Raw genomic sequence first — 25,118 nt, 5'->3', positions numbered from 1 at the left:
ATGTCCACGCTCACCGCAACCCCGCTGACCGCCCCACGGCGGCCGCATCCCTCCAACGGCTCCGGCCCGCTGTCGGCGCGCCAGGTGCTGGCCTCCCTGCCCGAGGCGCTGCGCAAGCTCGACCCGCGCGCCCAGTGGCGCAACCCGGTCATGTTCCTCGTGTGGGTCGGGGCGGCCCTGACCACCGTGTCCGCCCTGGCGCAGTCGGTGACCGGCGCGGTCGAGACGTCGGGCGGCTCGCCCGTACCGGCGCCGTTCGCGTGGTTCATCGCCGCATGGCTGTGGCTGACCGTCGTGTTCGCCAACGTCGCCGAGGCCGTCGCCGAGGGGCGCGGCAAGGCCCAGGCCGACAGCCTGCGCCGCACCCGCACCACCACCACCGCGCACCGCGTCGTCGACTTCCGCAGCGAGGACCCCGGCGCGGAGACCGCGCGGCTGGAGGACGTGGCGTCCTCGGAGCTGACGCTGGGCGACGTGGTCGTGGCCGAGGCCGGCGACCTGATCCCGGGCGACGGCGACATCATCTGGGGCATCGCCTCGGTCGACGAGTCGGCCATCACCGGCGAGTCCGCCCCCGTCATCCGCGAGTCGGGCGGCGACCGGTCCGCGGTCACGGGCGGGACCCGCGTCCTGTCGGACCGGATCGTGGTGAAGATCACCTCCAAGCCCGGCGAGACCTTCGTCGACAAGATGATCGCGCTCGTGGAGGGGGCGGCGCGGCAGCGCACCCCCAACGAGATCGCCCTGAACATCCTGCTGGCGTCGCTGACGATCGTGTTCCTGGTGGTCGTGCTCACCCTGAACCCGATCGCGTCCGCGGACGCCTCCCCCGCCAGCGTGACCGTGCTCGTCGCCCTGCTGGTGTGCCTCATCCCCACCACCATCGGCGCCCTGCTGTCTGCGATCGGCATCGCCGGCATGGACCGGCTCGTGCAGCGCAACGTGCTCGCGATGTCCGGGCGGGCCGTCGAGGCCGCCGGCGACGTCAGCACCCTGCTGCTCGACAAGACCGGGACCATCACCTACGGCAACCGGCGGGCCGTCGCGTTCCGGCCGCTGCACGGCGTCCCCGAGCAGGAACTGATGGAGGCCGCCGCGCTGTCGTCGCGGGCCGACCCCACCCCCGAGGGCGCCTCGATCGTCGAGCTCGCCGCCGCGTCGGGGGGCGTCCCAGAGCAGCCCGAGGGCAGCGTCGTGGTGCCGTTCACCGCGCAGACCCGGATGTCGGGCCTCGACCTGCCCGGCGGCGTCCAGCTCCGCAAGGGCGCCGGCTCGGCCGTCGTCGCCTGGGTCGAGTCCGAGGGCGCCGACGTCCCCCGCCGCACCCGCGCCGACCTGGACGAGCTCGTGGAGGGCATCTCGCGCTCCGGCGGCACCCCGCTGGTGGTCGCGCGCCGTGCCCCCGGCGAGCGGCCCGCGGTCCTGGGCGTGGTCCACCTCAAGGACATCGTCAAGGACGGCCTGGCGGAGCGGTTCGCGCAGTTGCGCCGGATGGGCATCCGCACCGTGATGGTCACCGGCGACAACCCGCTCACGGCGGAGGCGATCGCCGCCGAGGCGGGCGTCGACGACTTCCTCGCCGAGGCCACCCCCGAGGACAAGCTGGCCTACATCCGGCAGGAGCAGTCCGGCGGACGCCTCGTGGCGATGACCGGCGACGGCACCAACGACGCCCCCGCGCTGGCCCAGGCCGACGTCGGCGTCGCGATGAACTCGGGCACGTCCGCGGCCAAGGAGGCCGGCAACATGGTCGACCTGGACTCCGACCCGACCAAGCTCATCGACGTCGTCGCCATCGGCAAGCAGTTGCTCATCACGCGCGGCGCGCTGACCACCTTCTCCATCGCCAACGACCTGGCCAAGTACTTCGCGGTGATCCCCGCGATCTTCGTCGGGGCCTACCCGGGGCTCGCCGCCCTCAACATCATGGGGCTGCACTCCCCCGCCTCGGCGGTGCTGTCGGCGGTCATCTTCAACGCGCTGGTGATCATCGCCCTGGTGCCGCTGGCGCTGCGCGGGGTGAAGTACCGCGCGGGCGACGCCTCGCAGCTCCTGCGGCGCAACCTGCTCATCTATGGACTGGGAGGCGTCGTGGCCCCGTTCCTCGGGATCGGCCTGATCGACCTGCTCGTCCGCCTCATCCCCGGCTTCTGAGCCGACCCCCTCCCTTCGGACAAGGACACACGACATGAACTCCAGCACGCGCCGCACGTGGCGCACCGTCGGCGTGGCGGCCCGCAGCCTCCTCGCCCTCACCCTCCTCCTCGGCGTGGTCTACCCGCTGGTCGTCACCGGCCTGGCGCAGGTGCTGATGGCGCCGCAGGCGAACGGCTCGGCGCTGACCGGGCCCGACGGCCGGGTCGTCGGCTCGAGCCTGATCGGTCAGTCGTTCAGCGACGCCTCCGGCGCCCCGCTGCCGGGCTTCTTCCAGCCCCGGCCCTCCGCGGCCGGCGACGGCTACGACGCGTCGGCGTCCTCGGGAAGCAACGCCGGGCCCGAGAACCCGGACCTCGTCGCGGCCATCACCGAGCGGCGCGCCCAGGTGGCCGCCTTCAACGGCGTCCCCGAGGCGGCGGTGCCCGCCGACGCGGTCACCGCGAGCGGCTCGGGCCTCGACCCGCACATCAGCCCCGCCTACGCCGAACTGCAGGTCGCGCGCGTCGCGGCGGCCCGCTCGCTGCCCGAGGCCGAGGTTCGTGCCATGGTGGAGGCCAGCATGCAGGGCCGCGACGCGGGCTTCCTCGGGGAGCCCCGAGTCAACGTGGTGGTGCTGAACAACCTGCTGCAACGGGAGGGGTGACATGAGCGGTCGGGGGAAGCTGCGCGTCCTGCTGGGCGCGGCCCCCGGCGTGGGCAAGACCTACGACATGCTCGAGGAGGGACGCCGCCTGCGCGGCGAGGGCGTCGACGTCGTGATCGGCATCCTGGAGACCCACGGCCGCGCCGCCACCGCCGCGATGGCCGAGGGCCTGCCGGAGGTGCCGCGCCGCGTCGTCGAGCACCGCGGCGTCGGGCTGACCGAGCTGGACACCGTCGCCGTGCTGGAGCGCGATCCGGACGTGGTGCTGGTCGACGAGCTCGCCCACACCAACGCGCCCGGCGGGCGGCACGCCAAGCGGTGGCAGGACGTGGAGGAACTGCTCTCCGAGGGCATCGACGTCATCTCGACGGTGAACGTGCAGCACATCGCCTCCCTCAACGACGTGGTGGAGACCATCACCGGGGTGCGGCAGCTCGAGACCGTCCCGGACGAGTTCCTGCGCCGCGCCGACCAGATCGAGGTGATCGACCTGGCCCCCAGCGCCCTGCAGGGCCGGCTGGCCGAGGGCCTGATCTACCCGGCCGAGCGCATCGACGCGGCGCTGTCCAACTACTTCCGGCTCGGCAACCTGACCGCGCTGCGCGAGCTGGCGCTGCTCTGGCTGGCCGACGAGGTGGACGTCGCGTTGCAGCACTACCGCGACGAGCACGGGATCGACGCCACCTGGGAGGCCCGCGAGCGGGTCGTGGTCGCGCTCACCGGCGGCCCCGAGGGCGAGACGCTGCTGCGCCGCGCCGCCCGGATCGTGAGCCGCGCCGGCGGCGGGGGCGACCTGCTCGCCGTCCACGTCACGAGCCAGGACGGCCTCCGCTCGACCCACACCTCCGACCTCGCCGCCCAGCGGGCCCTCGTCGACACCCTGGGCGGCACCTACCACGCCCTCGTCGGCGAGGACGTGCCCTCGACGCTCGTCGCCTTCGCCCGCTCCATGAACGCCACCCAACTCGTCATGGGCGCCTCGCGCCGCGGCCGCTGGCAGGCGGCCCTGACCGGCCCGGGGATCGGCGCCACGGTGATCCGCGAGTCGGGCGACATCGACGTCCACATCGTCAACCACGCCGCGGCGGGCGACAGGATGCAGCTGCCGCCGCTCGGCGGCGCCCTCACCCCGCGGCGTCGGCTGCTGGGCTTCGGGCTGGCCCTGCTCGGCGGTCCCGCGCTCACCGCGCTGCTGCTGGCGGGTCGCAGCCCCGAGTCGATCACCAGCGACGTGCTGAGTTACCAGCTGCTCGTCGTGGTCGTCGCGCTGGTGGGCGGGCTGTGGCCGGCGCTGTTCGCGGCCGTGATGTCGGGCCTCACGCTGGACTTCTTCTTCATCCAGCCGCTGTTCACCATCACGATCGCCGACCCGCTGCACGTCCGGGCGCTCCTGCTCTACGTCGTGATCGCCGCGCTGGTGAGCTTCGTGGTCGACCGGGCCGCGCGCCGGTCCCGCGCCGCCCGGCGCTCGCAGGCCGAGTCGGAGCTCGTGCAGGCGGTGGCCGGCAGCGTCCTGCGTGGCCAGGACGCCGTCGCGGCCCTCACCGAGCGGGCCGCCGAGGCGTTCGGGCTGACCGGCGCGCGCGTGCTGCGGGGCGACCAGGTCGTGGCGCAGTCCGGCGCCTGGGACGACGCCGCGACGCCCACCGTCGTGCCGCTGGGCCAGGACGCCGCCCTGGCGTACGTGGGCGGGTCGATCAGCGCCGCCGACCAGCGCCCGTTCGACGTGATCACCCGCCAGCTCGCCGCGGCGCTGGAGCACCAGCAGCTGACCGAGACGGCCCGGACCATCGAGCCGATCGCGGCCTCGGACCGCGCCCGGGGGGCGCTGCTGTCCGCGCTCAGCCACGACCTGCGGCGTCCCCTGGCCGCGGCCACGGCGGCGGTCGGGGGCCTGCGGTCGGCGGGCTCGTCGCTGCGCCCGCAGGAGGCGTCCGAGCTGCTCCAGACCGCCGACGAGAGCCTGGCCGCCCTGTCGACGCTGGTCACCGACCTGCTCGACGTCAGCCGCGTCCAGGCGGGCGCCCTGTCGTTGGCGACCCGGCGCATCGACCCCGCCGAGGCGATCGCACCCGCCCTGGACGAGCTCGCGCTCGGGCCGGGCGCCCTCGAACTCGACCTGCGCCACGACGACGCGCTGGTCACCGCCGACCCCGTGCTGCTGCAGCGGGTCGTGGCGAACCTGCTCGCCAACGCGGTGCGGTTCTCCCCGCCCGGCACCAGGGTGCGCGTCGCGACCAGCACGTTCGGCGACCGGGTGGAGGTGCGCGTCATCGACCACGGGCCGGGCGTGGACGAGGACCGGCGCGAGGACATCTTCCTGCCGTTCCAGCGGCTGGGCGACACCGACAACACCACCGGCCTCGGGTTGGGGCTGGCGCTGTCGCGCGGCTTCGCCGAGGCCATGGGCGGCCAACTGCGCCCCGAGACCACCCCCGGCGGCGGCCTGACCATGGTGGTCTCCCTCCCCTTGGCCCGCCCCGACGACCAGCACGGCCCCGAGGAGGGACGCGATGAAGATCCTGATCGCTGACGACGATCCGCAGATGGTGCGCGCGCTGCGCATCACGCTCACCGCGACGGGGCACCAGGTCATCGCGGTGCCCGACGGCAAGCACGCGATCGCCGCGGCGATCGAGGAGCATCCGGACCTGTACCTGCTCGACCTCGGCATGCCCGAACTGGACGGCCTCGACGTGATCCACGCCGTCCGCGGCTGGTCGAGCGCCCCGATCCTCGTGATCTCGGGGCGCACCGGGTCGGCCGACAAGGTCGAGGCGCTGGACGCCGGCGCCGACGACTACGTCACCAAGCCGTTCTCGGTCGACGAACTGCTCGCCCGGATGCGGGCGGTCACCCGGCGCGGCGGCCAGGAGGACCCCGAGCCGGTCGTGCGCCTGGGCGACATCACGGTGGACCTGGCCTCGCGCTCGGTCGTGGACCACGCGGGCGGGCAGCGCCGGCAGGTGCGGCTGACGCCGACGGAGTGGCAGGTGCTGGACCTGCTGGTGCGCAACGCGGGCAAGCTGGTGACCCGGCAGACGATGCTGGCGCAGATCTGGGGCACCGACCACGTCGAGGACACCGGCTACCTGCGGCTCTACCTGTCCCAGCTGCGCAAGAAGCTCGAGGCCGAGCCGAGCGCTCCGCGCCACCTGCTGACCGAGCCGGGCATGGGGTACCGCCTCGTCCTGGACGAGGCGGGTCAGCCGGGCCCGGAGCCGGGCTCGACGTAGCCCGCCTCGAGGGCGAGCTCGCGCGTCCGCGTCATCAGGGCGTCCCACGCCGGCGAGACGTCGCTGCGGTAGGTGGTGACGAGCTGGTAGGCGACCGGATCGGTGTCCCAGCCCTCGGTGTCGGGCGGGGTCTGGGTGACCATCCACGCGACGGTGCGCCGCGCGATCTCCTCCAGGCGCGGGTCGTCGGGCTCCCAGCCGAACGCCTCGTCGGTGAGCAGGTAGAGGTCGCGGAACTCCGGGTCCTCCAGCATCGCGACCTGCGTCCCCAGCCACTGGTCGACCAGTTCCGGGTACAGCACGTGGATGAGCACCCAGTTGTCCCGCTCGCGCAGCAGCGTCGCCTCCGAGACCCCGATGGCCCGCAGCCCGGCGTGCAGCGCCGCCACCGACGCGGGCAGGAACGGTTCCCCCTGGGCCAGCGTCGCGAGCGCGCCGCGCGTCCGGCGCAGGTCGGCGATCCGGCGGCGCAGGTCGGCGTCCACCTCGGCCACGGCGGCGGCCACGTCTGCCTGCGAGGCGTGCAGCAGGTCCCGGACGCGGGCCAGCGGGACGCCGGCGTCGGTGAGCACCTTGATGCGCTGCAGGTCGATGACGTCCTGCGCGGTGTAGACGCGGTAGCCGGACGCGGTCCGCTCGGGCTCGGGCAGCAGCCCGCGCTGATGGTAGAGCCGGATGGCGCGCGGCGTGACCCCGACGTAGTCAGCCAGCCGGCCGATCGTCAGCATGGGCCTCCTCCCGCGCTCCGCTCCCGCCCCGAATGTAGTCGCGCAGCCCGGGCAGCGCGACGGACCAGGCGGCGAGCAGCACCCAGCCGCCGGCCAGGGCCCAGGCGCCGACGCCCAGGCTCGTGGCACCGAGGAGCGCGGCCATTGCGCCGAGCCCCAGCGGCGCCACCGCCATCTGCAGGGCGGCGTACGTGCCGAAGACCCGGCCGCGCAGGGCGTCGGGCACCTGCTCGGTCAGCACGACCGTGGTGATGGGCTGCATCAGTCCCGAGCCGATCCCGGCCGCGACCATACCGAGCGCGACCGGCCACACCCCGGCCAGCGTCCCGATGAGCAGGCCCCCGACCGTGTACAGCGCGTTGGCGGTCACCCAGGCGGCCCAGCGGCGTCCGTCGAAGAGCCAGCCGTACAGGCCGGAGCCCGCGATGGTGCCCACCGCGTAGGCCGACAGCGTGAGGCCGAGCAGCCCGGGGGCCGCCAGCGCCGTGAAGTGCGCGGGCAGGACGATGCTCAGCAGCGGCCCGACGATCACCATGGACGCCAGGCTCACGGTCAGCAGCGCCAACAGGGCGCTGTTGCGGCGGATGTGGGTCCAGCCGGCGAGCGGCGAGGGGTCGGCGTGCTCGGCCGGCGGCGTCGGGTCGAGCGGCATCACCGCGACCGCGAGGGCGGCGATCGCGGAGCAGGCCGCGGTGATCCACACGACGGTGATCGCGGGGAACACCGCCAGCAGCCAGCCCGCCAGCGCGGGCCCCGCCAGGAAGGACAGGCCGAACAGGGCCCCGCGCAGCGACGCGATCCGGTCCAGGCTCGTGCCGGAGGTCTGGGACACGTTGGCGAGCAGGGTCTCACGCGCGGTCATCCCGGGCACGTCGAACAGGGCGCCCAGGACGCCGAGGAGGATGAACCAGCCGACGTCGAGGCCCACGGCGGCGTCCACCAGCGCCAGCGAGGCGACCGCGACCGCGGACCCGATGTCGGCGATGACAGTCATCCGGCGGCGTCCGACCCGGTCGACCAGGTGGCCGCCCGCAAAGGCGGCGATCGCGGCGGGCAGCGCGCTGACGGCCGCGACCAGGCCGGCGACGGCCGGGTCGCCGGTGCGCTGGAGCACCAGCCACGGCAGCACGATCGAGATGGACGCGTTGCCGAACAACGACGTGCCGGTGGCGATCAGGTACAGGGGAAGGGTCGTCTTCGAGGTCACGTAACCAGTGTCGAACCTTGACCCTGGGTCAGGGTCAAGTCGTCTGGTGGCGTCGAGGAGGCGCTGCGGGCGCGCCAGACGCGTTGCCTCGGGTGGACCTGCCCGAGCAGGAGGAAGAACCCACGGCTGACCGCTCCGTCCCACCCCTCCTGATTGTCCTCGAAGCAGTCGTGGCACATCGTCGTGCGCTGAACCTCGCCGTCCCCCGTGTGGGTGTACCACAGCTCCGCCGGACAGGCCTCGCAGGTGTCGCACCGCGCGGCGGGCTCCCGCGGCAGGAACTGAGCCACCAGCGGCACCAGGGGCGGGCGTGGGGGGCGCGGCACGTCGGGGTTCCAGGACTGATCCACGGCGCGATCACGGCACTCCCGCGCCTCGCACACGTCGACGGTGACGCCGCCGATCTGACCCAGGCCGGCCGTCGCCGGTGCCTCGCAGACGCAGCAGCGACGTCCCGGCTCGGACGGCTCGAGGCGGGCGACCCACTGGGCACGTGCCCAGTGGTAGCGCACCGCGGGATGCTGCTGGCACGCCGGGTCATCGCACACCGCCTGGACGCCACCGTCCCGCTGCCGCATCTCCAGGTCGGCGGACCGGCCGCAGACCATGCAGAAGTAGCCGACCTCCGGCCGGCCGTAGGGGCCCTCCTTGTGGGAGGGGTCGAGCCACCACGACCGGGCGTGGGCGATGTACACGCAGTTGGCGGAGTGACACACGCCGCGGGCGACCCATTCGCCGGGCACCATGAGGAAGTACGCGGTCGGCTCCCCGCAGAGGAGGCAGGCGTCCAGGTGCGGCGGGAGCATGGACTCGGGGCGATCCAGGTGGTAACTGAGCGCCTCCCGCCCGTCGCGCGACGCCGGTCGCTGGGCGCCACCGCACGCCGGGTCGGCGCACCACATCCGGGGACGCGACGCCCCGGTGGTCCACTCGGCGCCGACGGCCTGGCCGCCGCAGCGGGAGCACAGCAGGCCGCGCTCGGGGAGATCGCCCTCTTCGGGGGGAGTGACCCAGAAGGCGGCGTCGGTCCACAGGTCCCCCACGGCGCGGCGGCACGCCGACGCGTCGCACACCCCCAGCGCCGACTCCCCCGGTCGGGGCATCACGACGGTGGCCGGCTCGCCGCACACCGTGCAGTTCTCCGCCGTCTCGGGCACCGACGGGGAGGGCGTGACACGCTCGCGCGTGGCCACGACAGGGCTCAGTGCCACGATGGGCGACGCCAGGTACGGGCGCAGCACGTCCATGGCGCGGCACGCCGGGCTGTCGCACACCAGCGGGAAGTACACGTCGAAGGGCCGCCTCAGCGCGAGCGTGGCGGGTGCGGCGCAGAACGTGCAGAAGTGCTCGCCCACCAGGGCGTCCTCCGCCTGCACCCAGGGCACGGAATCCCACAGTTCCTCGTCGTAGGGCCAGCCGATGGGGACCAGCGCGGTGGCCCGCGCCCAGAGGTCGCCGAAGCGCTCAGGATCCTGGCAGGCGGGCCGCTGGCACAGCGCCGGGTGATGCGTGCCGCTGGGCTGCCGCAGCGCGATGGTGGCCGGTTCGCCGCACACCTCGCACGTGAACGCCCCCTCGAGCACCGCCGTCAGATCCATCCGCGGACGCTGCGGCGGCGCGGGCGTGGGGGACGCGGTGCTCGGACGCTGCGGCGCCGGCTCCTCGGCGTCCGGTTCGGGCCGCGCGGAGTCCGCGTGCACGAGCGCGAGCACCAGCCCGAACATCAGCACCGCCAGGATCGCGACCCCCAAGAACTCCACTGTTCCCCCTCCGGTCGCAGCCTATCGGCCGGGTACGACAGGACGCGGGGATGGGGGGTGGCCGTCGGCGTGCGGCGCGGCAGCCGGGTGGTGGCGTGGGCGCAGAGGGACTCGAACCCCCGACCGCCTGCTTGTAAGGCAGGAGCTCTAACCAACTGAGCTATGCGCCCCTTCGAGAGGGGAAGGCCTGCGGCCAAGCGCCCGGGATCTGGCACCACCGCGACGGCGGACGTGCGCTGCCCGCCCTGCCCCGGCGAATCGAACGTCGACCGGCCGCGCGCCGAACCGTACCAGAACTTTACCGGGCGTGGTCGTCCCGGCCGTGTCTGCGCGTGACGGGAGTCGCAGGTGACGCGGCGACCGGCGGCGGTTCGCTCCGGGACGTCCGGATCGCCGCTCTCCGGGAGTCGGCCGGCGTGGCCCCGGGACGTTCCCCGTGCGGCTCAGGCCTGATTCGGATGAAGCCGGATCCCCACGGCGCCCGCCAGTCGAAGCAGCGGCGCGGCCAACAATTGGGCGGGCCGGTGGCCCAAGGCCCGCAGGACCCGCACGGGACCCAGCGACTCCCGGATCGCCGCCCGGCCGCGGGTGGCGACCGAGCGCTGGTAGGCCGCCAACGCGGGGCCGAGATCGGCACCGCGCCGGCCCTCGCGCACAGCCGCCGCCAGTTCCACCGCATCGCGGATCGCGGTGGAGGCGCCCTGGCCGCCGGTGGGTGGCATGGCGTGCACCGCGTCCCCCAGCGCGGCGACGGGGCCGGGTGGCCACCCGCCGAGGTCGCCGCCCGGGTCGGTCGCCCACAGCCGGAACGCGGCCGTGCGCGCCGGGTCGGAACGGGCGACCTGCTCGTTCAGCCAGGGAGACCAGGAGCGCAGCAGCCGCAGCGCGGCGCGCCGGAGCTGTTCGGGAGGCATGCCGGGTGCAGGCCCGGCCGCTTCGCTGCGGCTGATCGTGCCCCAGATCAGCCCGGGACGCGCCCCCTGCGCCGCAGCGGGGCCACGGGACAGGGACAGGAACACCCCCAGACCTTCGGCGCCGAACGCCAGCGCGGGCCCCGAGAACAGGAACGCGGGCGGCACCCCATCCAGCGGCGCCCAGCCGGCGACGCCCACGAGGCCCAGGTCACGCGCGGGGGTGCGACCCGGGAGCGACCGGGCGGCGACCGAGTCGGCCCCGTCCGCGGCGACCACGAGGTCCGCGTCCAACTCGGATCCGTCGGCCAGCGTCACCCGCGCGATGCTGCGGTGTTGCGTGACCGACACCACCCGGCACCCGAACCGGATGCGGGCCCCGAGATCGCGGGCCAGCAGCGCCCGTAACTGCGGACGGTGGGCGAGGATGCGGTCCTCGTGGGGCGGAAGCGGCGCGACGATCAGCGGGCGAAGTCGGGCGTCGGCGATGGTGAACTGCTCGTAGGCGTCGCCGGTGTCGGCCGTCGCGCGCACCTCCTCCAGGAGGGAGCGCGTCAACGCCGTCCCCAGCGCACGGCACGCCGCGTCGTCGATGCTGATCCGGTAGCCGCCCGTGTCGGACGCCGAAGCGTCGCGATCCAGGACGAGCACGTCGGCATGCTCGCCCAGGGCGTGCGCCAGGACCAGACCGCCCATGCCCCCGCCGCAGATGACCACTCTCATGTCGCGTCCTCCGCTCCGGCGAGGTTCTGGACCTGGATCAGCGGCGTCCGACCTTCGGGCGCACGATCCGCTGCGCCTGCCACTGGGGCGAGACGGACGCCGGGTTGGCCAGCACGAGTCCCGCGGCGAGCGTCGCCTCGGCGACGTCGGTCGGATCCACGTAGCCGTCCTTGCCCACCTTGGGCGTCAACAGCCAGATGTGCCCCTGCTGCGAGAGGTCACGCAGAGCGTCCACGAGGCCATCGGCGACGTCGCCGTCCTCGTCGCGCCACCACAACACCACCGAATCCACGGCCTCGAGCGGGTCCTCGATCATGTCCGCGTCGATGGCGTCCATGATCTGTTCGCGGAGATTCTCATCCGCGTCGGCGTCCCATCCGAGTTCTTGGACGACCTGCCCGGGCTCGAAGCCCATCGCGGTCATCGCGGGCACGCCACCCTTGGTCTCGGGTTCGGCGCCCACCTGGGATTCCCCTTCCTTCGTGCGAGTCACAGTTCCATCTTAGGGTGTTTCGACGCGCAAACGCGCGCGGGGCGCCACGAACCGTGGCTCCACCGCGCGCGTCGCGCCTCGTGGATGGGGCTCAGGACTCCCCACCAGCGTTGCCGGAGGCACCGGCGGTGACCTCCAGCAGCTTGTACTTCTCGGCGGCCTGGCCGGGCCACGCCTTGTCGATCTCGTCGTTCTTGGCCAGCATCTGCAGCGCCCGCACCACCATCGAGGGGCCGTCGATGTGGAAGAAGCGCCGCGCCGCGGCCCGGGTGTCGGAGAAGCCGAAGCCGTCCGCGCCGAGGGAGGCGAAGTCGCCGGGGACCCACTGCGCGATCTGATCCTGGTTCTGCTTCATGTAGTCCGACGTCGCAATGACCGGGCCGGGGGCGTCGGCGAGCTTCTGCACGATCCAGGAGTCGGCGACCTCCTCGTCCGGGTGCAGGAAGCGGCTCTCGTCCACGGCCATGGCGTCGCGGCGCAGCTCGGTCCACGAGGTGACCGACCAGACATCGGCGATCACGCCCCAGTCGTCGTGCAGCAACTGCTGGGCCTCCAGGGCCCACGTGACGCCCACGCCCGAGGCCAGCAGCTGGACGTGCTTGGCGTCGTCGGCCATGCCCTCGCTGCTGCCCTTCGAGATCAGGTGCATGCCGCGCTTGATCCCCTCGACGTCGACGTCCTCGGGCTCACGCGGCTGCACCATGGGCTCGTTGTAGACGGTGAGGTAGTAGATGACGTCCTCGGGGTTCTCGCCGTACATGCGCTGCAGGCCGTCCTGCATGATGTGCGCGATCTCGTAGCCGTAGGCCGGGTCGTACTGCACGATCGCCGGGTTGGTGGCCGCCAGCACCGGGCTGTGCCCGTCCATGTGCTGGGTGCCCTCGCCGGTGAGCGTGGTGCGGCCGGCCGTGGCGCCGATCAGGAAGCCGCGGCTGAGCTGATCCGCAGCCGCCCAGATGGCGTCGCCGGTGCGCTGGAAGCCGAACATCGAGTAGAAGATGTAGACCGGCACCATCGGGATCCCGTGGGTCGCGTAGCTGGACCCCACCGCGGTGAACGACGCCACCGAGCCGGCCTCGTTGATGCCGGTGTGGATGATCTGGCCGTCCTTGGCCTCGCGGTAGGACAGCATCAGGTCGTGGTCCACCGGCGTGTAGTTCTGGCCGTGCGGGTTGTAGATCTTGATGGTCGGGAACAGCGAGTCCATGCCGAACGTGCGCGCCTCGTCGGGGATGATCGGCACCACGTGGGCGCCGAACTCCTTGTCGCGCAGCAGGTCCTTCAGCAGACGCACCCACGCCATGGTCGTGGCGACCTGCTGGTTGCCCGAGCCCTTCTTGACCGAGGCGTACGCCTTGTCGTCGGGCAGCTTGAGAGCCTGGGGCTTGTTGCGCCGCTCGGGGATCGGGCCGCCCAGCTTGCGGCGGTGCTCCAGCGCGTACGCGATGCGCGGGTCGGACTCGTCGGGCCGGATGTACGGCGGCAGGTAGGGGTTCTCCTCGAGCTGGGCGTCCGTGACGGGCATGTCGAGCCGATCGCGGAACTGCTTCAGGTCGTCCAGCGCCATCTTCTTCATCTGGTGCGTGGCGTTGCGGCCGGCGAAGTGCTGGCCCAGGAAGTAGCCCTTGATGGTGTGCGCGAGGATGACGGTCGGCGCGCCGGTGAACTTCGTCGCCGCGTCGTAGGCCGCATAGACCTTCTTGTAGTCGTGGCCGCCGCGGGTCAGGTTCCAGATCCGCTCGTCGTCCCAGTCCTCGACCATCTTCGCGGTGCGCGGGTCGCGGGCGAAGAAGTGGTCGCGGACGTAGCCGCCGTCGTTGGCCTTGAACGTCTGGTAGTCGCCGTCGGAGGTGCTGTTCATCACGTTGAGCAGCGCGCCGTCCTTGTCGGCGGCCAGCAACGGATCCCAGCCGCCGCCCCACACGACCTTGATGACGTTCCAGCCGGCGCCGCGGAAGAACGACTCCAGTTCCTGCATGATCTTGCCGTTGCCGCGGACGGGGCCGTCCAGGCGCTGCAGGTTGCAGTTGACGACGAACGTGAGGTTGTCGAGCTCCTCGTACGAGGCCACCTGCAGGGCGCCGCGGCTCTCGACCTCGTCCATCTCGCCGTCACCCAGGAACGCCCATACCCGCTGCTGGCTGGTGTCCTTCAGGCCGCGGTTGTGGAGGTACTTGTTGAACTGGGCCTGCCAGATCGCGTTGATCGGGCCGATGCCCATCGACACGGTCGGGAACTCCCAGAAGTCGGGCATCTGGCGGGGATGCGGGTAGCTGGGCAGCGCCCGGATCTTCCCGTCGACGATGTGGCTCTTCTCCTGGCGGAAGCCGTCCATGTCGGCCTCCTGCAGGCGCCCCTCCAGGAAGGCGCGGGCGTACATGCCGGGGCTGGCGTGGCCCTGGAAGAACACCTGGTCGCCGCCGCCGGGGTGATCCTTGCCGCGGAAGAAGTGGTTCATGCCGACCTCGTACAGCGTCGCCGAGGACGCGAAGGTCGAGATGTGGCCGCCGACGCCGACACCCGGACGCTGGGCCCGGTGGACCATCACGGCCGCGTTCCAGCGCAGCAGGCGACGGAACTTGCGCTCCAGATCGTTGTCGCCCGGGTACCACGGCTCGGCCTCGGCCGGGATGGTGTTGACGTAGTCGGTGGCGGTCAGCGACGGGACGCCGAGGTGACGCTCACGGCTGCGCTCGAGCAGCTTGAGCATGATGTAACGCGCCCGGTTGCGGCCCTGCTCGTCGATCATGTCGTCGAGGGATTCCAGCCACTCCGCCGTCTCCTCCGAGTCGATGTCGGGCAGGTTCGTGGGCAGGCCGTTGAGGATGGGGCCCGCGTTGTCGCGAGATGCCACGGATGGTGTCCTTTCTACAGCGGACGTCGGCGTGTGGGTGTCACCGCCGGGACTCGTCGTCCACCCTATCTCTCAAATCCGAGAGAATCACCGCCGCGAGGCCCGCTCCGCCAGCCACTCGGCCACCCGTTCCGACTTCCAACACGTGACGATCCGTTCGGGCGCGATCCCCGCCTCGGACGCCCGGGCGGCCCCGTACTCGCTGAAGCCGAGTTGCCCCGGGGCGTGCGCGTCGGTGTCGATGCTGAACAGGCAGCCCATGTCGGCGGCCAACGCCAGCAGGTCGTCGGGGGGTCGCGCCGCTCGGGCCGGGAGTTGATCTCCACGGCGACGCCGAAGTGCCGGCACGCCTCGAACACGACCTCGGCATCGAACGCGCTCTGCGCGCGGGTGCCGCGGTCGCCGGCCACGAGCCGCCCCGTGCAGTGCCCGAGGATGTCGGTGCGCGGCCGGGCGATCGCGGCGACCATGCGGTTGGTCATGGCGGCGGCGTCCATCGCGAGCTTGCTGTGGACGCTGGCCACGACGACGTCCAGCCGGCCCAGGGTGTCCTCGTCGCCGTCCAGCGCGCCGTCGTCGAGGATGTCCACCTCGGCGCCCGCGAACACCGTGAAGCCGGGGAGCGCCTCGTTCAGCGCCCCGATCTCGGCCAACTGGGCGAGCCGCCGCTCCCGGTCCAGCCCGTTGGCGATCCGCAGCCGCGGGCTGTGGTCGGTGATCGCCAGGTACTCCCGCCCGAGCCGCAGCGCCTCCAGCGCCATCTCCTCCAGGGGGCTGGAGCCGTCCGACCACTCGGTGTGGGTGTGCAGGTCGCCCCGCAGCGCCGCCATCACCGGGTTGGGCGGCGCGAGCGGCCCGTCGGCGGCCTGCAGGTCGGCCAGATAGTCCGGGACGCGTCCGTCGTGGGCCTGGGCGATGACCCGGTTCGTGGTCTCCCCGATCCCGGCCAGCGTCCCCCAGCCGCGGCGGGCGTCCAGGTCAGCGCGGACGTCGGCGTCCAGCGCGGCCAGGGTGTCGGCGGCCCGGCGGAACGTCTGCGCCCGCCGCGTCTGGCCGCCGTGCCGCTCCAGCAGGCGCGCGATCTCGCGCAGGTCCACCACGGGGTCTCGTCGGCTCACCCGCCCATGCTGGCACGCGCGTCCCGCCGGCGCCCGCATCGCCGGTAGTGTCGGCCGCGAAGGGGAGGCAGCGATGCGCGAACAGGTGGCGGAGTGGATGCCGACCGGCCGGGCCCGCGCCGCGATGGCGCGGCGGCTCGCCGGCGCCGCGGCGACGATGACGACCGTCGCGCTGTCCGACATCACCGCGCGCTACCCCTGGTTCGGCGACCTGGACGCCAACAACCGGGCCTCGGTGACGCTGGTGGTGCGCGCCGGCGTCGACGGCTTCGTGGACTGGTTCCGCGGCGGCGCCGGTGACGTCGAGCAGCCCAACATCTTCGCGGCCGCCCCACGGTCGCTGATGCGGCGGCTGACGCTGCAGCAGACCGTCGACCTCATCCGCACCACGGTGGAGACCGTCGAGGCGCAGATCCACACCCAGCTCCCCCGCTCCGATCGCCCCACCCTGACGATGGCGGTGCTGCAGTACAGCCGCGAGATCGCCTTCGACGCCGCGGAGGTGTACGCCCGCGCCGCCGAGACGCGCGGCGCCTGGGACGCCCGGCTGGAGGCGCTCGTCATGGACGCCGTCGTCCGCGGCGACGCCGACGAGTCCGTGGTCTCCCGCGCCTCCACGCTGGGGTGGCACTCCCCCGCGGCCTGACGGTCGTGCTGGGCGACCTGCCCCAGGACGACGCCTCGCTGCGCGACCTGCGCACCGCCGCCGCCCGCCGCGACCTGGACGTGCTGGCCGCCGGGCAGGGGCCGCGGCTGGTCGTGCTCCTGGGGGGCGACTTCTCCACCGAGGACGAGGCGCTCGCCCACGCGGCCGAACTGGCGCCCTTCTTCGGGGACGGACCGGTTGTGGTGGGCCCCGTGGTCCCCGACCTCGTCGAGGCGGTGGTCAGCGCCCGCGCCGCCACGTCGGGACGCCGCGCCGCGGCCGCCTGGGTCGACGCGCCCCGCCCCGTCTCCGCCCGGGCGCTGCTGCCCGAGCGCGCCCTGGCCGGCGACGGCCACGCGCGCCGCGAGCTCGCCCACGACATCTACCTGCCCCTGGCGCAGCACTCCGGCGACCTGGTGCAGACCCTGGACGCCTACTGGGCGACCGGCACGTCGGTGGAGGCGACCGCACGCCGTTTGTTCATCCACGCCAATACGGTCCGCTACCGGCTCGGCCGGATCGAGGACCTCACGGGCTACGCACCCTCGGATCCCCGCGGCGGTTACGTGCTTCGGCTCGCGGGCACCCTGGGTCGGCTCCTGACCGCCCCGTAGCCCGACTGGAGGATTCCCACAATCGGGCCCGACAAACACTGTGGGCCCTCCGGCGACGCGGCGCGGCGCCGCCCGGGAGGATTGAACCCGTGCTCACCATCGTCGCGCCCGGTCAGGGCGCCCAGACCCCCGGCTTCCTCGCCCCGTGGCTCGAGGACGCCGACACCGCCGCGCTGCTCGCCCGCCTCTCCGAGGCCGCCGGGCTCGACCTGGCGCACTACGGCACCGACGCGGACGCCGAGACCATCAAGGACACCGCCGTCGCGCAGCCGCTGCTGGTCGCGGCCGGCCTGATCGCCGCCGACCGCCTCACCGGCGGCGACCCGGTCCCGTTCGCCGGCGCCGACGTCGCCGCGGGGCACAGCGTCGGCGAGGTGACCGCGGCCGCGGGCGTCGGCGTCCTGTCGCCGGTCGACGCCATGGTGCTGGTGCGCGAGCGCGCCCAGGGCATGGCGGAGGCGTCCGCCGCGCGGGCCACCACGATGGCGGCCGTCCTGCGGGGCGAGCCCGAGGTCGTCCTGGCCGCGATCGAGGCGGTCGGCGCCACCGCGGCCAACAACAACGGAGCCGGCCAGATCGTCGCCGCCGGCACCGCCGAGCAGATCGCCGCCCTCAAGGCGGCCCCGCCGGCCGGCGCGCGCGTCATCCCGCTCGCGGTCGCGGGCGCGTTCCACACCGAACACATGGAGCCCGGCCGCGTCCGGGTCGCCGCCGCGGCGGCGGGCCTCACCGCCGCCGACCCGGTCGTCACGATCCTCAGCAACGCCGACGGCACCGCCGTCGCCGCCGGCGCCGACTACCTGGCGCGGCTGGTCTCCCAGGTCACCTCGCCCGTGCGCTGGGACCTGTGCATGGCGACGCTCGCCGACCTGGGCGTGACCGGCATCCTCGAACTGCCCCCGGCCGGCACCCTGACGGGCATCGCCAAGCGCAACCTGTCCGGCGTCGAACTGTTCAACCTCAACACACCCGATCAACTCGACGACGCCCGTGCCTTCGTGGCCCGACACGCGTCCGCGACCAGCCAGGAGGCCTGAGAGTGCCCATCACCGCCAGCAAGGGGTCCCCGTACGCCCGCATCGAGGGCATCGGCGCAGCGATCCCCAGCCGGGTCGTCGACAACGAGGAGATGTGCACCTACATCGACTCCTCCGACGAGTGGATCCAGCAGCGCACCGGCATCGTCGAGCGCCGCTGGGTCGCCGAGGGCGAGACCGTCGAGACGCTCTCCCTGGACGCCGCCCGCCAGGCCATCGAGCGCGCCGGCCTCACCGCCGCCGACATCGACGCGGTCATCATCTCCACGGTGAGCCACCTGGTACAGACGCCGTCGCTGGCCGCCGTCGTCGCCGCCAAGCTGGGCTGCTCGGACGCCGCCGCGTTCGACATCTCCGCCGCGTGCGCCGGGTTCTGCTACGGCGTCGGCATGGCCGAGTCGCTGGTCCGCTCGGGCGCCGCCACGCACGTGCTGGCGATCGGCGCCGAGACGCTGTCGGAGATGACCGACCTGTCCGACCGCTCCACCGCCTTCCTGTTCGCCGACGGCGCGGGCGCCGCGGTCGTCGGCCCCTCCGACGTGCCGACCATGGGCCCGCTGGTCTGGGGCTCGGACGGCGACCAGGCCGAGGTCATCGAGATGGACCGGAGCTGGCCCGAGGCGGTCGCCACCGGCGAAACCTCCCACATCACGATGGACGGCCGCCCGGTGTTCCGCTGGGCCACCACGTTCATCGCCGACGCCGCCTCCCGGACGCTGGCCGCCGCCGGCCTGGCGCCCGAGGATCTGGACCTGTTCGTGCCGCACCAGGCGAACAACCGCATCACCGACGCGATGCTGCGGACGCTGAAGCTGCCCGACACCGTGAAGGTGGCGCGCACCATCGTCAACTTCGGCAACAACTCGGCCGCCTCGATCGGCATCGCCCTGAACTCGATGATCGAGTCGGGCGAGGCCCGCAGCGGCGACACCTGCCTGATGATCGGGTTCGGCGCCGGACTGGTCTACGCCGGTCAGGTCATCACGATCCCCTGATCCCCTCGTTTTCCCGGCCCGCCAGGTCGGGTGTCAGTCCACCACAACCAAGGAGAAGAAACATGGCTACCACCGAAGAGATCCGTTCGCAGCTCGCCGAGCTCGTCAACGAGGTCGCCGGCGTCCCGGTCGAGGACGTCCAGCTCGACAAGTCCTTCGTGGACGACCTCGACGTCGACAGCCTCGCGATGGTCGAGATCATCGTCGGCTGCGAGGAGAAGTTCGGCGTCACCATCCCCGACGAGGAGAGCAAGAACCTCAAGACCGTCGGCGACGCCGTGGCCTACATCGAGCAGCACAGCTGATCCGGCCGGGCGCCCGCGCGTCGGGCGCCCGCCGTCGGCCCCTCCACCAGCCCCGTTAGGAACATCGATGAAGCAGATCGTCATCACCGGCATGGGTGCCACGACGCCGTTGGGCGGCGACCTGGCCAGCACCTGGGACGCCATGCTGGCCGGCCGGTCGGGTGTCCGCGCGCTCACCGAGGAGTGGGCCGAGGACCTCTCGGTCCGGATCGCCGGGCACGTCGCCGTCGACCCGAGCGAGAAGATCGACCGCGTCAAGGCCCGCCGCCTGGACCGCAACACCCAGCTCGCGCTGATCGCGGCCGAGGAGGCCTGGCTGGACGCGGGTCTCGGGCTGGGCGAGGCCAACGAGATCGACCCTGAGACCCTCGCGGTGTGCCTCGGCACCGGCATCGGCGGCCTCCACACGCTGCTGGGCAACTGGGACGTCTACCGGGACAAGGGCCCGCGGCGGGTGAGCCCCTTCACCATCCCGATGCTGATGGCGAACGCGTCGGCGGCGAACGTCGGCCTGATGGTGAACGCGGCCGCGGCCGTCCACGCCCCCGTGTCTGCGTGCGCGTCCTCGAACGAGGCCATCGCACTGGCGGTGGACCAGATCCGGCTCGGCCGCGCGGACATCATCGTCGCGGGGGGAACCGAGGCGACCATCCACCCGCTGCCCATGGCGGCGTTCGGGCAGATGCAGGCGCTGTCGAAGCGCAACGACGACCCCGAGACCGCCTCGCGGCCGTGGGACAAGGGCCGCGACGGCTTCGTGCTGAGCGAGGGCTCCGCGATCCTGATCCTGGAGTCCCTGGAGCACGCCCGGGCGCGCGGCGCGAAGATCTACGGCACCATCGCCGGGGCGGGCGTCTCCGACGACAACCACGACATCGTGCAGCCGGAGCCGTCGGGCAACGGCCAGTCCTCCGCCATGCTGAAGGCGCTGCGGGAGAGCGGGCTGTCGGCCTCCGACATCAGGCACGTGAACGCGCACGGCACGTCCACGCCGCAGGGCGACGTGACCGAGGCACACTCGATCCGGCGCGCGCTCGGCTCGGCCACCGACGACGTGATCGTCACCTCGACCAAGTCCATGACCGGCCACCTGCTGGGGCCGCGGGCGCGCTCGAGACCGTCGCGACGGTGCTGGCGCTGCGGGACCGCACCGTGCCGCCGACCATCAACCTGGTGGACCCGGAGGACGACCTGGGGATCGACATCGCGGCCAACGCGACCCGGAGCCTGCCCGAGGGCGACCTGGCGGCGCTGAACAACAGCTTCGGCTTCGGCGGCCACAACGTCGCCGTGGCCGTGACCAACGCCAACGCCACCGCGTGACGACGACCACCCGCGTCTGACGACGCGACGAGGCCCGGCGAGCGCTGCTCGCCGGGGCCTTCGTCGTCTCAGCCGACCTCGTGCAGCCAGCGCAGGCTCTCGCCCTCGCCCGCCTGCCGGAAGACGTCCAGTTCCTCGTCCCAGGGGGCGCCGAGCAGGTCGTCCAGGGCCACGCGGAGGGCGTCTGCGTCCGACCCGGCCATGAGCATGGCCCGCCGGATCCGGTCCTCGTCGACGAGCACGTCGCCGTTCAGCGTCGTGAGCGCGTGGAACACCCCCAGCGTGGGTGTGTAGGCGTAGCGCTCGGGCTCGGACTCGGGGCTGCCCTCCTGGGACGCCTCGAACCGGAGCCGCGGCCACCGCTTGAGCGCGCTCGTCAGCGCAGCGGCGGTGCCGGGCGCACCGGCGAAGACGTACTCGCTGCGGTAGCTGCCCCGCTCGGCGGGCTGGGGGCGCCAGTCGAGGGTCACGGGCGCGCCGATGACCCCGCCGATGGCCCATTCGATGTGCGGGCACAGCGGCGAGGGTGCGGACATGATCGCGAGCATCCCGCGGGTCCTGGTCACGGCGCTCCTCCTTCGGCTTCGGTGCTGCCTTCCCCTGCATCACCTGGCCACGGAGCCTGCGCTCGCCTTCATTGTGCCGGACCTGTCAAGTCGGCGTGCCGGAACCCCTCCAAGCCCGACGCAGCGCGCTTCGGCCGCCTCCCCGCGCCCGCGCGGCGGTTACCACCACCGGCGATCGTCTCGCGCCCACGGCGGCCGCGCGGCTCAGTCGGCGTGGGCCTGGGCGAGCAGTTCGGAGGCGTGCGCCCGGGCGGCGCGGGTGCCCTCAAGGCCGGCCATCATCCGGGCGAGCTCGTCGACGCGCGCCTCCCCCGCGACCTCGGCGACGCCCGAGGTGGTCACCTGGCCGTCGTCAGCCTTGTGGACGACGAAGTGCCGGTCGGCGAACGCCGCCACCTGGGCGAGGTGGGTCACCACGATCACCTGGCTGGAGCGGGCCAGCCGGGCGAGCCGGCGCCCGATCTCGAGCGCGACCGCCCCGCCCACCCCGGCGTCCACCTCGTCGAAGACGAACGTGTGCCCCGCCGAGTCGGCCGCGAGCACGACCTCGAGCGCCAGCCGGACGCGGGACAGTTCGCCGCCGGAGGCCACCTTCGCCAGCGGGGCGGGCGCCGAGCCGGGGTTCGCCGCGAAGAGCAGGGTCACCTGGTCGGCGCCGTGCGGGCCGAGGTCGGGCAGCGGCTGCACGTCGAAGCTCAGCCGGGCGTGCGGCATGGCAAGGGCGGCCAACTCGGCCTCCACCAGAGCCGCGAGCCGCGCCGCCGACTCCCGCCTGCGGACGCCCACGGCGGAGGCCAGCCGTTCCAGCTCGGCGCGCTGCTCGGCGACGGCGGCGGCGAGCTCGGCGATCCGGTCGTCCGATCCCTGCAGCCGTCCGACCTCCTCGGCCGAGCCTTGCGCCCATGCGAGCACGTCGGCCATGGTCGCGCCGTACTTGCGGCTGAGCCCCTGCAGCGCGGCGAGCCGGCCGGCGATCCACTCCAGGCGCGCCGGGTCGGCCTCCAGCCCGGCCAGGTAGGAGGAGACGTCGCCCGCGGCGTCGGTGAGCAGGAAGGACGCCTCGGCGATCCGCTGCTCGAGCGCCGCCGCCTCCGGGTCGTCCTCGGCGACCGCCCCGAGCGCCTTGCGCGCCTGCGCGACGAGCCCGAGCGCGGTCGGGGCGTCGTCGAACGCGTCGTCGTCGCCCGCCAGCGCGGTGACGGCCGTCCGGGCCGCGACCCGCAGGTCGTCGACCGACTGCAGCGCCCGCGCCTCGGCCTGCAGTGCGGTGTCCTCGTCGATCTGGGGGTCGACCTTCTCGATCTCGGCCAGCCCGAACTCCAGCACGGCGAGCTCGCGGGCCCGCTCCTGCGCCCGGGCCCGCAGCTGGGTGAGTTCGTCGTGGTCGGCCCGGTGCCGCGCCCACAGGGCGCGGTAGGCGTCCAACTCGGCCGCCGCCCCAGGGCCGCCGAACGCGTCCAGCACCTCGCGCTGGCGGTCGGCGGTGCCCAGGCGCAACTGCTCGCTCTGGCCGTGGATCGTGATCCGCTCCCCCACCACGTCGAGCAGACCGGGCACGGTCACCTGCGCGCCGCCGACCAACGCCCGGGAGCGCGAAGGGGTGAGGACGCGCGCGATGAGCACCTCGCCGTCCTCGACGGCGCCGCCCTGGTCGGCGACCTGGTCGGCCATGGCGTCGTCGGCGCTGAGGCGGCCCTCCACCAGCGCGCGCTGGTCCCCGTGGCGGATGAGCCGGCTCTCGGCCTTCTCGCCGGTGAGCAGCCCCAGGCCCGTCACGATCATGGTCTTGCCCGCGCCGGTCTCCCCCGTGACGGCGGTGAAGCCCGGGCCGAGCTCGATGGCGGCGTCCGAGATGACGCCCAGGCCGGCGATGCGCAGGTCGGTCAGCATCAGCGCGGCCCCGCGCCGTCGCCCCGCTCCCGTTCGGCGTTGCCGCGCCAGCCGTGGATGGGCAGATCGAACTTGCGGACCAGCCGCTGCACGAACGGCTGCTCGGAGGTGCGGGCCAGCTTGAGGGTGTGGTCGCTGCGCCGCACGGTGACATGGTTGAACGGCGCCACGGCGACGCTGCGGCGGCCGTCGCACCACAGGACGCCGCCGGTCGGCGGGTTCTCCAGCATCGTGACGTCGACGACCGAGCGCGGGCTGAGGACCAGCGGGCGCGCGAACAGGGCGTGGGCCAGCAGCGGGACGACGAGCAGCGCGTCGAGGTCCGGCCACAGCACCGGCCCCTGGGCGGAGAAGGCGTACGCCGTCGACCCGGTCGGCGTGGCCACCAGGACGCCGTCGGTGCCCCACCGGGACAGCGGGTGCCCGTCGATGTCGACGACGACCTCGATCATGCGCTCCCGGGAGGCCTTCTCCAGCGACACCTCGTTGATGGCGAAGCTCGACCAGATCACCTCGCCGTCCCGGGCGGCGCGCAACTCGACCGCGAGGCAGAGCCGCTCCTCGACGCGGTAGTCGCGGTGGACGACCCGGTCGACCAACGTGTGCGCCTGGCTGGGCTCGAGCTCGGCGAGGAAGCCCACGTGACCGAGGTTGACCCCCAGCACGGGGAAGCCCAGCGGGACGGCCCACTCGGCGGCGCGCAGGATGGTGCCGTCGCCGCCGAAGACCACGACGAGCTCGACGTCGGTGTCGGGGCGGTCGGTGAAGGGGCGCACCTCGGCGTCCGCGACCCGATCGGCCAGCACCGGGAACAAGCTCTGGCGCACCCAGCACACGAACCCGTGGGGGCGGAGTCGCTCGATGAAGTCGCAGGCGGCCTCGACGGCCTCGGGACGCTGGTCATGGACGCCCAGGGCGATGTGTCGTGGACTCACCGCGCCAGCCTAACGCGCGTCGCCGACGGGCTCGGCGAGGAGCCTGAGGAAGAACTCGCGGTTGCCGTTCTCCCCGGGCAGCGGGCTGGTCCCGCGCCAGGTTTCGCGCCAGCCGGCCGCCTGCGCGGCGGCGGCGACGGCGTCCACCAGTCCGGGCGCCAGGGCCGGATCGGCCAGGACGCCGCGGGAGTCCAGGCCGCCGCGTCCCACCTCGAACTGCGGCTTGACCATGAGCAGCGCCTCGCCGCCGGGCCGCGTGATGGCGCGCAGCGGCCCGACGAGCAGCCGCAACGAGATGAACGACACGTCGGCGACCACGAGGTCGACGGGCACGCCGCCGACGTCGGCCAGGGTGAGGTCGCGCAGGTTGAGGCCGTCGCGGGCGGTCACGCGCGGGTCCGCCCGCAGGGACGCGACGAGCTGGCCGTGCCCGACGTCGATGGCGTGGACGTGCGCCGCGCCGTGCTCGAGCAGGACCTGCGTGAAGCCGCCCGTGGACGCCCCGGCGTCCAGGACGCGGCGGCCGGCGACCTGCGTCCCGGTCGCCGCGAGGGCGCCGAGCAGCTTGTGGGCGGCGCGGGAGACCCACGGGTCGCGGGCGGCGGTGACGGCGTCGGCGTCCGCGACGGCCGCGGACGCCTTGCGGGCGACCGCCCCGTTGACGTGGACCCGGCCGGCGTCGATGAGGTCGCGGGCCTGGCCGCGGGAGCGGGCCAGCCCGCGCGCGACGAGGGCCGCGTCGAGCCTCACGGCTGCGGCCGGGGACCCTGCGCGGCCGGGTTCAGGGCGCGCTGGACGGCCTCCACGGCGGCCGCGTAGGCGTCGTGGTGCTGGTGGACGTCCTCGCCCAGGTCCAGGTCGGCGAGCGCCCGGTCGATCTCCGCGTGGCCCGTGGTCGGGGGCGGCGCGGCGGCGCGTGCGGCCGCGTCGCGGTCGTCGGGCTCCTCGACGCTTCGATGCTCCTCCACGGTGGGCAG

General features: G+C 73.5%; 19 protein-coding genes, 1 tRNA gene and 2 pseudogenes. 9 read left to right on the top strand and 13 right to left on the bottom strand.

The features are described 5' to 3' along the window. From kdpB to G7070_RS14430, 4 genes are read left to right on the top strand one after another with little or no spacing between them, the layout of a single operon-like run. Entirely contained in the window at positions 1-2,154 is a 2,154-nt protein-coding gene (kdpB, locus tag G7070_RS14445; protein WP_166234315.1) for a potassium-transporting ATPase subunit KdpB, read from the top strand. Between the two features lie 34 nt (positions 2,155-2,188). Then, positions 2,189-2,800 (top strand): potassium-transporting ATPase subunit KdpC, encoded by a 612-nt coding sequence (gene kdpC / locus G7070_RS14440; protein WP_166234314.1) that lies wholly within the window; start codon positions 2,189-2,191, stop codon positions 2,798-2,800. A 1-nt stretch (position 2,801) separates the two neighbouring features. Next, positions 2,802-5,333: an ATP-binding protein gene (locus G7070_RS14435; protein WP_166234313.1), complete on the top strand. Its 2,532-nt coding sequence runs from the start codon at positions 2,802-2,804 to the stop codon at positions 5,331-5,333. Next, positions 5,314-6,036: a response regulator gene (locus G7070_RS14430; protein WP_166234312.1), complete on the top strand. Its 723-nt coding sequence runs from the start codon at positions 5,314-5,316 to the stop codon at positions 6,034-6,036. Before G7070_RS14435 ends, G7070_RS14430 begins: the two co-directional genes overlap by 20 nt. On the opposite strand, the gene G7070_RS14425 is transcribed toward G7070_RS14430, so the two are convergent. The 8 genes from G7070_RS14425 to G7070_RS14390 form a co-directional block, all read right to left on the bottom strand. Next, positions 6,006-6,764: a MerR family transcriptional regulator gene (locus tag G7070_RS14425; protein WP_166234311.1), complete on the bottom strand. Its 759-nt coding sequence runs from the start codon at positions 6,762-6,764 to the stop codon at positions 6,006-6,008. The genes G7070_RS14430 and G7070_RS14425 overlap by 31 nt on opposite strands. Next, positions 6,739-7,971, bottom strand: coding sequence for an MFS transporter (locus G7070_RS14420; protein ID WP_166234310.1), 1,233 nt, complete (start codon positions 7,969-7,971; stop codon positions 6,739-6,741). The genes G7070_RS14425 and G7070_RS14420 overlap by 26 nt, the downstream gene beginning before the upstream one ends. Continuing rightward, positions 7,968-9,731 (bottom strand): hypothetical protein, encoded by a 1,764-nt coding sequence (locus G7070_RS14415; RefSeq protein WP_166234309.1) that lies wholly within the window; start codon positions 9,729-9,731, stop codon positions 7,968-7,970. The genes G7070_RS14420 and G7070_RS14415 overlap by 4 nt, the downstream gene beginning before the upstream one ends. A gap of 96 nt (positions 9,732-9,827) precedes the next feature. Next, positions 9,828-9,901, bottom strand: a tRNA-Val gene (locus G7070_RS14410). Between the two features lie 273 nt (positions 9,902-10,174). Continuing rightward, on the bottom strand, positions 10,175-11,365 hold the full coding sequence (locus G7070_RS14405) for an FAD-dependent oxidoreductase (RefSeq protein WP_166234308.1): 1,191 nt from the start codon (positions 11,363-11,365) through the stop codon (positions 10,175-10,177). Positions 11,366-11,402: 37 nt separating this feature from the next. Further along, on the bottom strand, positions 11,403-11,789 hold the full coding sequence (locus G7070_RS14400) for a DUF3052 domain-containing protein (protein WP_166235345.1): 387 nt from the start codon (positions 11,787-11,789) through the stop codon (positions 11,403-11,405). 160 nt (positions 11,790-11,949) lie between these two features. After that, positions 11,950-14,712: a pyruvate dehydrogenase (acetyl-transferring), homodimeric type gene (aceE, locus tag G7070_RS14395; RefSeq protein ID WP_166234307.1), complete on the bottom strand. Its 2,763-nt coding sequence runs from the start codon at positions 14,710-14,712 to the stop codon at positions 11,950-11,952. Positions 14,713-14,777: 65 nt separating this feature from the next. After that, a complete protein-coding gene (locus G7070_RS14390; protein WP_246227137.1) occupies positions 14,778-15,830 on the bottom strand; it encodes a PHP domain-containing protein in 1,053 nt (350 codons plus the stop codon). A gap of 157 nt (positions 15,831-15,987) precedes the next feature. Between G7070_RS14390 and G7070_RS14385 the strand changes: the two are divergent. The 5 genes and pseudogenes from G7070_RS14385 (at position 15,988) to fabF (ending at position 20,750) form a co-directional block, all read left to right on the top strand. Then, positions 15,988-17,090, top strand: a pseudogene (locus G7070_RS14385) (PucR family transcriptional regulator). Between the two features lie 89 nt (positions 17,091-17,179). Continuing rightward, positions 17,180-18,127, top strand: coding sequence for an ACP S-malonyltransferase (locus G7070_RS14380; protein WP_166234306.1), 948 nt, complete (start codon positions 17,180-17,182; stop codon positions 18,125-18,127). Between the two features lie 2 nt (positions 18,128-18,129). Then, positions 18,130-19,122 (top strand): beta-ketoacyl-ACP synthase III, encoded by a 993-nt coding sequence (locus G7070_RS14375; RefSeq protein WP_246227135.1) that lies wholly within the window; start codon positions 18,130-18,132, stop codon positions 19,120-19,122. Positions 19,123-19,184: 62 nt separating this feature from the next. After that, a complete protein-coding gene (locus G7070_RS14370; protein WP_166234305.1) occupies positions 19,185-19,427 on the top strand; it encodes an acyl carrier protein in 243 nt (80 codons plus the stop codon). Positions 19,428-19,494: 67 nt separating this feature from the next. Then, positions 19,495-20,750, top strand: a pseudogene (gene fabF, locus G7070_RS14365) (beta-ketoacyl-ACP synthase II). 68 nt (positions 20,751-20,818) lie between these two features. Here fabF and G7070_RS14360 read toward each other — a convergent pair. The 5 genes from G7070_RS14360 to G7070_RS14340 all read right to left on the bottom strand — a co-directional run bounded on the left by G7070_RS14360 (position 20,819) and on the right by G7070_RS14340 (position 25,109). Then, positions 20,819-21,316, bottom strand: coding sequence for a DUF3145 domain-containing protein (locus G7070_RS14360; RefSeq protein WP_166234304.1), 498 nt, complete (start codon positions 21,314-21,316; stop codon positions 20,819-20,821). Between the two features lie 204 nt (positions 21,317-21,520). Then, positions 21,521-23,206, bottom strand: coding sequence for a DNA repair protein RecN (gene recN, locus G7070_RS14355; protein ID WP_166234303.1), 1,686 nt, complete (start codon positions 23,204-23,206; stop codon positions 21,521-21,523). Beyond that, positions 23,206-24,141, bottom strand: a complete 936-nt coding sequence (locus tag G7070_RS14350) for an NAD kinase (RefSeq protein ID WP_166234302.1) — start codon at positions 24,139-24,141, stop codon at positions 23,206-23,208. Before G7070_RS14350 ends, recN begins: the two co-directional genes overlap by 1 nt. 9 nt (positions 24,142-24,150) lie before the next feature. Continuing rightward, on the bottom strand, positions 24,151-24,891 hold the full coding sequence (locus tag G7070_RS14345) for a TlyA family RNA methyltransferase (protein ID WP_166234301.1): 741 nt from the start codon (positions 24,889-24,891) through the stop codon (positions 24,151-24,153). Next, on the bottom strand, positions 24,888-25,109 hold the full coding sequence (locus G7070_RS14340; RefSeq protein ID WP_166234300.1) for a hypothetical protein: 222 nt from the start codon (positions 25,107-25,109) through the stop codon (positions 24,888-24,890). Before G7070_RS14340 ends, G7070_RS14345 begins: the two co-directional genes overlap by 4 nt. Between the last annotated feature and the right edge of the window lie 9 nt (positions 25,110-25,118).

Source organism: Propioniciclava coleopterorum, assembly GCF_011393335.1.
Taxonomy (GTDB): domain Bacteria; phylum Actinomycetota; class Actinomycetes; order Propionibacteriales; family Propionibacteriaceae; genus Propioniciclava; species Propioniciclava coleopterorum.
This window is presented reverse-complemented; position numbering and strand designations above follow the sequence as displayed.

Bases quoted from the DNA above. Each gene is read 5' to 3' on its own strand.
- kdpB (WP_166234315.1), top strand. From the start codon at position 1: ATGTCCACGCTCACCGCAACCCCGCTGACCGCCCCACGGCGGCCGCAT.
- kdpC (WP_166234314.1), top strand. From the start codon at position 2,189: ATGAACTCCAGCACGCGCCGCACGTGGCGCACCGTCGGCGTGGCGGCC.
- G7070_RS14435 (WP_166234313.1), top strand. From the start codon at position 2,802: ATGAGCGGTCGGGGGAAGCTGCGCGTCCTGCTGGGCGCGGCCCCCGGC.
- G7070_RS14430 (WP_166234312.1), top strand. From the start codon at position 5,314: ATGAAGATCCTGATCGCTGACGACGATCCGCAGATGGTGCGCGCGCTG.
- G7070_RS14425 (WP_166234311.1), bottom strand. From the start codon at position 6,764: ATGCTGACGATCGGCCGGCTGGCTGACTACGTCGGGGTCACGCCGCGC.
- G7070_RS14405 (WP_166234308.1), bottom strand. From the start codon at position 11,365: ATGAGAGTGGTCATCTGCGGCGGGGGCATGGGCGGTCTGGTCCTGGCG.
- G7070_RS14400 (WP_166235345.1), bottom strand. From the start codon at position 11,789: ATGACCGCGATGGGCTTCGAGCCCGGGCAGGTCGTCCAAGAACTCGGA.
- G7070_RS14370 (WP_166234305.1), top strand. From the start codon at position 19,185: ATGGCTACCACCGAAGAGATCCGTTCGCAGCTCGCCGAGCTCGTCAAC.
- recN (WP_166234303.1), bottom strand. From the start codon at position 23,206: ATGCTGACCGACCTGCGCATCGCCGGCCTGGGCGTCATCTCGGACGCC.